Genomic DNA, 8,616 nt, shown 5'->3' on the forward strand with positions numbered 1-8,616 from the left:
CCGGCCGCGAACGCGACGGTGAGCCCGATCGCCGGCACGCGCACCCGCTGGCCGGCCGTCGAGCGCAGCCGCATCTCGATCCACTCGGCGGCCGCGTCCCAGACCGCGACGTGCTCGAACGCGTCCAGGTCGAAGTCCGCGCCCAGTTCGGCGTTGAGCACGGCGAGGACGTTCTTGTCGAACGCGGCGGTCACCCCGGCGGCGTCGTCGTACGCCGCGACAAGCACCGCGGGGTCCTTGACCAGGTCCGTGCCGAGCAGGAACGCGTCGCCCGGCCGCAGCTGCGCCCGGACCTGGGACAGGAACGTGGCACGCTGCGCCGGGACCATGTTCCCGATCGTCGAGCCGAGGAACGCGACCAGCCGCGGGCCGCCGTCCCCGCCGGAGGCGGCGGGCAGCCCGAGGTGCTCCTCGAAGTCCGCCACGACCGCGTGCACCTCCAGGCCCGGGTACTCGGCGGCGAGCGCGTCGCCGGCGAGGACCAGCGCGGACTCGCTCACGTCGACCGGCACGTACGAGCGCAGCGTCCCGCGGTCGCGCAGCGCGTCGAGCAGCAGCCGGGTCTTCTCCGACGACCCGGAGCCGAGCTCGACGAGCACGTGCGCGCCGGCGGCCGCGGCGATCTCGCCGCTGACCGCGCGCAGGATCGAGCGCTCCGCGCGGGTCGGGTAGTACTCGGGGAGCTCGGTGATCTTTTCGAACAGCGCGCTGCCCTGCGCGTCGTAGAACCACTTCGGCGGCAGCGTCTTGGGGGTGGCGGACAGGCCGGCCAGGGCGTCCGCGCGCAGCGTGCGGGCGCGGTAGTCAGCCGGGAGGCGGTACTCGACGGAGGTCAACGGATGGCGATCCCTTCGGTGAGAGCGGCGAGCGGTGAGATCGTCACCCGGGAGGGCGCAGGGACCCCGAACGGCAGCGCGGTGAGCACGTGCCTGTCGGGGACCTCGGCCCAGCCGGGTTCGTCGTCGCCAGGCTCGGAGGCGACGGTGACGGCCCCGCCGGCCTGCCGGTACCACAGCGTGTCACCGGCGGCGGTGGCGGCGACCGACCGCCCGTCGGTGAGCAGGAAGTTGAAGCGCCCCGACCCGCCGGCCGCCTCGATCGCGGCGATCGTCGCGGCCAGCGCGACGTCGGCGGCCGTCCCTGACCGGAGCCGGCCGAGCACAAGCGCCCACAGGAACGCCGAGTCCACCATCGCTTCGAGGGAGAACGGCGACTCGGTCGGCGTCAGCGCCGCGGACAGCGCCGTGGCCGACGCGGGCCAACCGTCGAGCGCCCCGTTGTGGCTGAACAGCCAGGGTCCCGACGCGAACGGGGCGACCGCCGCCTCCCCGAGCGCGGTGCCCGGCGTCGCGCTGCGCACCGCCGCCAGGATCGCCGCCGACCTGGTGACGCGGGCCAGGTCGGGCAGCGACCGGTCGCCCCAGATCGGCACGGCCCGCCGGTACCTAGCCGGGACGGGGTCGCCGCCCGCGTACCAGCCGATCCCGAACCCGTCGGCGTTGACCGTCCCGTGCCGCTGCCGCCGCGGGGACCACGACTGCCTGTACAGCCCGAACGGCGGGTCGATCAGCACCGACCGCAGCGGCACCGGCGGCCCCAGGTAAGCCAAGTGCCTGCACATCAGCGCGCGGCCTCCGGGGCCGGGCGCGCGGTCCGGAAGCCGGCGAAGATCTGCCGCCGGATCGGATAGTCCCAGTTCCTGAACGTCCCGCGGCAGGCCACGGGCGACACCCCGAAGGCCCCGCCGCGCAGCACCTTGTACTCGGGGCCGAAGAACACCTGCGAGTACTCCTTGTACGGCCAGGCGGTAAAGCCCGGGTACGGCAGGAAGTCCGAGCTCGTCCACTCCCAGACGTCGCCGATCAGCTGCCGCGCCCCGCACGGCGCGGCGCCCGCCGGGTACGAGCCCGCCGGGGCGGGACGCAGGTGCCGCTGTCCCAGGTTGGCCAGCGACGGCGTCGGATCGTCGTCGCCCCAGGGGTAGCGGCGGGACCGCCCGGTGACCGGGTCGTACCGGGCGGCCTTTTCCCATTCGGCCTCGGCGGGAAGCCGCCGCCCGGCCCACCGCGCGTACGCGTCGGCCTCATACCAGCAGACGTGCAACACCGGCTCGTTCGGGATAATCGGTGCCGGTACCCCGAACGACACCCGCACCCATTCCCCCTCCCACCGCCAGAACAGGGGTGCCGCCAGCCCGGCGCGCTGCCTGTGCGCCCAGCCGCCGGCCGTCCACAAGCGCGGGTCGTCGTAGCCGCCGTCGGCGATGAACTGCGCGTACGCGGCGTTGGTCACCGGCGTCGTGTCCAGGTAGAACCCGGGCACGTCGACCACGTGCGCGGGCCGCTCGTTGTCAAGCGCCCAGGGCTCGGCCGAGGTGCCCATGGTGAAGGGGCCGCCGGGCACGAACACCTCGGCGGGCAGGGCCGCCGCGTCGGCGGGCGCGGGGCCGGGCGCCGGCGCGGACAGCACCGGGGGACCGATCCGCAGCTGGTGGGTGGCGAGCATGGTCTCGTCGTGCTGCACCTCGTGCTGCGCGATCATCCCGAACGCGAACCCGTCGGCGAGCAGCCGCTCGCCGTTGCCGTCGCGCGCGCTGCCGAACCGCACCCGGTCGAGCAGGTCAAGGACCCGGCCGCGCACCTCGTGACCGTAGCCGCGTGCCTCGTGCGGCGGCAGCAGCGGCAGCGTCGGGCGCTCCGCGCGCGGGTGCTCGAACGCGTTGTACAGCGGGTCGATCTCCGGGTGCATCGGCGTGCGCCCGCCGACCTCGCGCAGCAGCCAGAGCTCCTCCTGGTTCGCGACGTGCGCCAGGTCCCATACCAGCGGCGACATCAGCGGGGAGTGCTGCCTGACCAGGTCCGCGTCGTCGACCGCGGTCGTCAGCAGCGTGGTGCGGTCGCGCGCCGCGAGCAACTCCGCGGCGATCCGCCCCCGCAGGGCCTGCGTGTGTTCGGTCATCTGCCTGCGTCCTCCAGAAGGTCGTCCGCCGGGCACCGGTCCTTGCTCACGTACTGGTCGATGAAGGCGTCCACGGCCGCCAGGATCGGCGCGTTCGGCTGCTGGCGGGCGAGCGCGCCGCGCGCCGCGGCGAAGCACTCCCTGCTCGCCCGGGCCAGCAGGAGATTGGCAGGCCCGCACCTGGCCGCGGTCGCCCACGGGCCGGCGTCGGAGTGGTCCAAGCCGTGCCACAGCGGCTCCGCCGCGGCCATCGCCGCGTCGCCGGCACGCGCGTCGGACAGCAGCCCGCTGGCCACCGCCGCGGGCACCACCCAGCCGTCGCCGGGCTGCGCGTCGATCATGCGCAGCTCGAAGTGCCCGCGCGGGCGGACCGGCGGGAACAGCGTGGACAGGTGGTAGTCCAGGTCCTCGATCGTCGGCGGGCGCAGGCCGCCCTCGATGGGCGCGCCGCGCACCCAGTCGCGCAGCGTCAGCCCGGGCGGGGCGCTCCAGTCCGCGGAGTCGTCCTCGCGGACGCACATGACCTGCGCGTCAAGCGCGTACGCGGCCCAGTTGGCGCGCGGGTCGCCGGTCAGCCGGGGCGGCCGCGTCCGTCCTGGGTCCATGCGCGCCCAGACCTGCTGCCGCGACGATCGCCAGCCGGTCGGCCGCCCGGCGCGCAGCGGGGAGTTGGCGAACGCGGACACGAGCACCGGCCCGATCGCGTGCAGCAGCAGCCAGCGTGCCCGGTACCCGCGGCAGCCGTCGGTGTCCTCGCCGGCGTCCAGGCACACCTGGACCGACGCGGTGGCGCACATCATCTGGCGGCCCCACGGGCCGCCCCGGTCGAAGAAGGCCTCCATCGCGGCGTACCGCGGCAGGCGCAGGATGCGCCGCGGGAGGCGGAACGGGTCGAGGCCGACCCCGGCGAGCTCAAGCCCGGCGTCGGCGACCGCCGCGCGCAGTGCCGCGAGGTCGGCGGCGGTCGATCGGACGCAGTCGGCGAGCGAGTCCGCGGGCAGCGAGCTGAGCTCAAGCTGCCCGCCTGGTTCTGAGGTAAGCGCGGCGCCGGACGGCAGCACGCCCGGCGCGGAACTGGAGGGCAGCGCGTCCGCGTCCCCTCCGCCCGCTGCGGCGCCGAAGGCCGAGACGGCCGCGGCGATCCGCTCCGCCGGGACCGGCAGGGCGGGATCACGCGCGTCGCGCACCAGCCACTCGAGTTCGACGCCGACCCGCCGCGGCGGCCCGGTCTTCAGGCAGATCCCGTGGATATGCTCGGCGGCCTGCTGTTCGCGGATGTGCCGCGCGGCGTCATCCGCGCGGCCCGTGTTCTCGACCGTCATGAGGGCACCATAACCTCGACCACTGACAAAACAGCCGGGCGGAAGCGGCGCGCCGGGAACTGTCCGGGCAGTGCGCGACCCGTCAGCCGGCTGCCGACCGCCGCCCGACGCGCGAACATGCCCACCTGAGTCGCCGTAACGCATTTGTTACAAACCACTATGCCACACCCCGCAACGGGCCTGCGCCCGCCCTTATCCAGTCCCGCTCCTGCCCAGGAAACTACGGGCGGACCTCGACGTGGCCGGGCGTGCCTTCCGTGACACGGCCGACGACGGCGGCAAGCACGCCGCGCCGCCCGAGTTCGGCAAGCAGCGTCGCGGTCGCGGGTGGCGGCGCGGCGAGCAGCAGGCCGCCCGATGTCTGCGCGTCCTGCAGCAGCACGGCCACGGGCTCGGGCACGCCGGCGGAGATGGACGTCCACGGCGCGAGGTAGGCGATGTTGTTGCGGGTGCCCCCGGACACGTAGCCGGCCGCGGTCAGCTCGAGCGCCCCGGGCAGCAGCGGCACCGCCCCGGCGTCCACGACGGCGCTCACCCCGCTGGCGCGCAGCAGCCGGTGCAGGTGGCCGAGCAGCGAAAAGCCCGTGATGTCCGTCGCCGCCACCACGTCCGCGGCCAGCGCCGCCTCGCTGGCCGCCGCGTTGAGCGTCGTCATCGTCGCGACGGCGGCGGCAAGCACGTCGCCCGGCGCGGCCCCGCGCTTGTGCGCGGTCGCGACCACGCCGGTGCCGACGGGCTTGGTGAGCACGAGCGTGTCGCCCGGCCGCGCCGTGTCGATGGTCAGCAGCCGCGCCGGCGCCGCCAGCCCGACGACCGCCATGCCGTATTTCGGCTCAGGGTCGTCGATCGTGTGCCCGCCGACGACCAGGCACCCGGCCTCCGCCGCGACGGCGGCGCCGCCGCGGAGCACCTCGGCGAGGATCTCAAGCGGCAGCGTCTCACCCGGCCAGGCGGTCAGGTTCAGGGCCAGCAGCGGACGCCCGCCCATCGCGTAGACGTCGGAGAGGGCGTTCGCGGCGGCGATACGCCCCCAGTCCCGCGCGTCGTCCACGATAGGCGTGAAAAAATCGGTGGTGAGCACGAGCGCGCGCTGGTCGTCGAGCCGCAGGACGGCGGCGTCGTCGCCCTCGGCGGCGCCGACGAGCAGGTCGCCGCCCGCGGCGCCGAGCACATCGCCGGAACCGCCGAGGGAAACCATCAGCTTGTCCAGAGCCGACAGTGGTAGCTTGCACGCACAGCCGGCGCCGTGGGACAAGGACGTGAGGCGGACCGAGGCAGGCTGGACAGTCACGAGTCAACGATATGCCTAGCCGGCCGGGTGCCTGCCCACTGGCAGGATGAAGGACGATGAGAAGACCGTCCGTAAGGTTCGCGCACCTCAGGCGGGGAAGGGCCGATGAGCCGCCCGGCATCGTCGGCGTCGCCCGGGTGGACCTGCGGACGAAGGTGCTGGTAAGGCGGCTGAACCCCGGTGACATCGCGATCATCGACCACGCTGACCTGGACCGGGTGAGCGCCGATGAGCTGATCGCCTGCAAGGTGGCCGCCGTCGTGAACGCCGCGAAGTCGATCACCGGCAGGTACCCGAACCTCGGCCCGCAGCTGCTCATCGACGCCGGGATCCCGCTGGTGGACGACGCCGGCTCCGACGTGCTCGCCCGGGTCGCCGACGGCGCAGAAGTCCGTCTCGACGGCGAGGTTCTCTACGCGGGGGACCAGGTGGTCGCCAAGGGCGTGCTGCAGAGCCGGGGCACGCTGGACGCGGCGATGGCGGAGGCCACCGCGGGCGTGACCGGCCAGATCGACTCGTTCGCGGAGAACACGCTGGAGTTCCTGCGCGGTGAGCACGACCTGCTCACCAACGGCGTGCCCGTGCCGCAACTCGCCACCGCGATGAAGGGCAAGCACGTGCTCGTCGTGGTGCGCGGCTACCGGTACCGGGAGGACCTGCGGACGCTGCGGCCGTACATCCGCGAGTACCGGCCGGTGATGATGGCGGTCGACGGGGGCGCGGACGCGCTGCTCGACGCGGGCTACCGGCCGCAGGTGATCATCGGGGACATGGACTCGATCTCCGACGAGGCGCTCTGCTCGGGCGCCGAGCTGGTCGTGCACGCCTACCCCGACGGCCGCGCGCCCGGGCTGGCGCGGGTCACCTCGCTCGGCCTCCAGGCCGTGCCGCTTCCCGCGCCGGGCACGAGCGAGGACGTGGCACTGCTGCTTGCCGACGCCTGCGGCGCCAGCCTGATCGCGGTGGTCGGCACGCACTGGACCCTGGAGGAGTTCCTCGACAAGGGCCGCCCGGGCATGGCCAGCACGTTCCTGACCCATCTGCGGGTCGGCGGCAAGCTCGTCAACGCGAAGGGCGTGCACCAGCTCTACCAGAGCCGGATCTCCGGCTGGGCGCTGATCGTGCTCGTGCTCGCCGCCGCGTTCACGATCGCGATCGCGGTCGCGTTCTCGCCCGCGGGCCCGATTCTCGGGGACTACTTCGGCGCCACCTGGCACAACTTCCTCTACTGGTTCACTGGACTGTTCAAGTGATCGACTTCCGATACCACCTGGTCTCGATCGTCGCCGTGTTCCTGGCGCTGGCGATCGGCATCGTGCTCGGTTCGACCGAGCTGCAGGGCCACACGATCGACGCGCTCCAGGCGACGGCGAACTATCTGAGAAACGAACTCGACGCCGCCGACGCGCAACGCGCCGACTACCAGACGCAGGCCAGCGCGGAGGAGCAGTACCTGCAGACGGCCGAGCCGCGGCTGCTCGGCGGCCTGCTCACCGGCGATGGCGTCGTGATCATCACCGAGCCAGGCGCGCAGGGCTCGGTCGTGGACGGGATCAGGCAGGCCGCGGTGACCGCCGGCGCCACCGTCACCGGCCTGGTCGCCCTGCAGCCGGCGTTCAACGACCTCAGCGGGGCCACGCAGTCTAGCCTCGACAGCATCGACAGCCAGATCGCGAGCACAGACGACGTGGCGCTCGACGCGCCGGCCGATCCGCAGACCGCCCCCCAGCAGCAGGCGGCGCAGCTGATCGCGGCCGCGCTCCTGACCAAGGCGGGGAGCCTGCCGCTGCTGTCGGCCTCGGGCGCGCAGACCCTGCTCAGCGCCTACGCGCAGGCCGGCTACCTGACGGTCAGCGGCACGCCGACGGGCGGGGCCACGCTCGCCGTGCTCGTCACCCCGCAGACCGCGCCGGCGGACGGCGCGAACGACCCGGCCAACCAGGTGCTGCTCGCGATCACGCCCGAGTTCGCGAGCGCGAGCGCCGCCACCGTGGTCGTCGGCGGGACGGCCGGCTCGGCACAGTCGGGCAGCGCGATTTCCGTGCTGCGGTCGAGCAGCGCCTCGAGCATGGCGTCCACCATCGACGACGCGGACACCACACTCGGCCAGATCACCGTGGTGGAGGCGCTGGCGGCGCAGCTGGCGGGCAAGAAGCCGAACAGCTACGGTGTCTCGGGTGCCTCCGCGCTCAGCCCCGTTCCCGTACCGTCCCCATCCGCCTCGCCGAGCGCGAGCGTGAGCGTGACGCCGACACCGCACCCGACGGCGACGGAAAAGGGCAAGAAGCCCGTGAAGAAGAAGTGACGCGACGCGGCGCCGCCGCCGACGGGTCCGGCGTCCCGTCCGGCGCTCTGTCTGGCGCCCTGTCCGCGGCCGTCGCCTGCTTCGCCGCGGGCGGCGCGGCGCGTGCCGCGTACGCGGCGCTGCGCAGGCACCCGCCGGGCGGGGAGAAGGCCTGGACCCGCACCAACCACCGCGGCGAGGCGGTCACCCTGCTCGAAGGCCCTGCCGCGGCTCTGGGTGCGGTGGTCATTCAAGCCATTTATCCCGAACGGACCGTGGCGCCTCGCACCGCCCGGGCCCTCGCCCTCGCGGGGGTCGGCGCCGCCGGGTTCGGGATCTACGACGACCTCGCCGGCTCGGGCAAGCGGCGCGGGCTGCGCGGGCACCTCGGCGCGCTGGCGCGCGGCGAGGTGACGACCGGCGCGGTCAAGCTCGGCGGCCTCGCCGCGACCGCGCTTGCCAGCGCGGTGCTGCTTGCCCCCGGGGGGACGACCCCCCCGGTGACCCCCCCGTATGGGGGGGCTGCCCGCCCCCCCATGCCCCCCTGGGACGTCGCGATCAACGCCGGCCTGATCGCGGGCGGGGCGAACCTGCTCAACCTCTTCGACCTCCGCCCGGGCCGCGCCATCAAGGTGGCGGCCGCGTCGGCGGCGCTCATCGCCGCCGGTGGCGGCGCCGAACCCGTCGCCGCCCCGCTCGGCGCGGCGCTCGCGATGGCGCCCGAGGACCTCGGCGAGCGCGCCATGCTCGGCGACGCGGGC

At 74.2% G+C, this 8,616-nt stretch carries 8 protein-coding genes; 3 read left to right on the forward strand and 5 right to left on the reverse strand.

What is annotated here, in order from left to right; translation table 11 throughout:
• The 5 genes from egtD to selD all read right to left on the reverse strand — a co-directional run.
• A partial coding sequence (egtD, locus tag Q1N79_RS20960; protein ID WP_300611517.1) for an L-histidine N(alpha)-methyltransferase occupies nt 1-788 on the reverse strand: 788 nt, incomplete at its 3' end.
• A gap of 44 nt (nt 789-832) precedes the next feature.
• Nucleotides 833-1,609 (reverse strand): ergothioneine biosynthesis protein EgtC, encoded by a 777-nt coding sequence (gene egtC, locus Q1N79_RS20965; RefSeq protein WP_300611504.1) that lies wholly within the window; start codon nt 1,607-1,609, stop codon nt 833-835.
• An 11-nt stretch (nt 1,610-1,620) separates the two neighbouring features.
• On the reverse strand, nt 1,621-2,958 hold the full coding sequence (gene egtB / locus Q1N79_RS20970; protein WP_300611506.1) for an ergothioneine biosynthesis protein EgtB: 1,338 nt from the start codon (nt 2,956-2,958) through the stop codon (nt 1,621-1,623).
• On the reverse strand, nt 2,955-4,280 hold the full coding sequence (gene egtA, locus Q1N79_RS20975; RefSeq protein ID WP_300611508.1) for an ergothioneine biosynthesis glutamate--cysteine ligase EgtA: 1,326 nt from the start codon (nt 4,278-4,280) through the stop codon (nt 2,955-2,957). The genes egtB and egtA overlap by 4 nt, the downstream gene beginning before the upstream one ends.
• 220 nt (nt 4,281-4,500) lie before the next feature.
• Nucleotides 4,501-5,571, reverse strand: coding sequence for a selenide, water dikinase SelD (gene selD / locus Q1N79_RS20980; RefSeq protein WP_300611510.1), 1,071 nt, complete (start codon nt 5,569-5,571; stop codon nt 4,501-4,503).
• Between the two features lie 56 nt (nt 5,572-5,627).
• On the opposite strand from selD, the gene steA reads away from it, so the two are divergent.
• From steA to Q1N79_RS20995, 3 genes are all read left to right on the forward strand, one after another.
• The gene (gene steA, locus Q1N79_RS20985; RefSeq protein WP_300611512.1) at nt 5,628-6,824 is read left to right on the forward strand and encodes a putative cytokinetic ring protein SteA; all 1,197 of its coding nucleotides are present in this window, start codon (nt 5,628-5,630) and stop codon (nt 6,822-6,824) included.
• A complete protein-coding gene (locus tag Q1N79_RS20990; RefSeq protein WP_300611514.1) occupies nt 6,821-7,876 on the forward strand; it encodes a copper transporter in 1,056 nt (351 codons plus the stop codon). Before steA ends, Q1N79_RS20990 begins: the two co-directional genes overlap by 4 nt.
• On the forward strand, nt 7,873-8,616 hold a 744-nt coding region (locus Q1N79_RS20995), incomplete at its 3' end, for a hypothetical protein (protein ID WP_300611516.1). The genes Q1N79_RS20990 and Q1N79_RS20995, both read left to right, overlap by 4 nt.

This window comes from Trebonia sp., from assembly GCF_030042015.1.
GTDB lineage: Bacteria > Actinomycetota > Actinomycetes > Streptosporangiales > Streptosporangiaceae > Trebonia.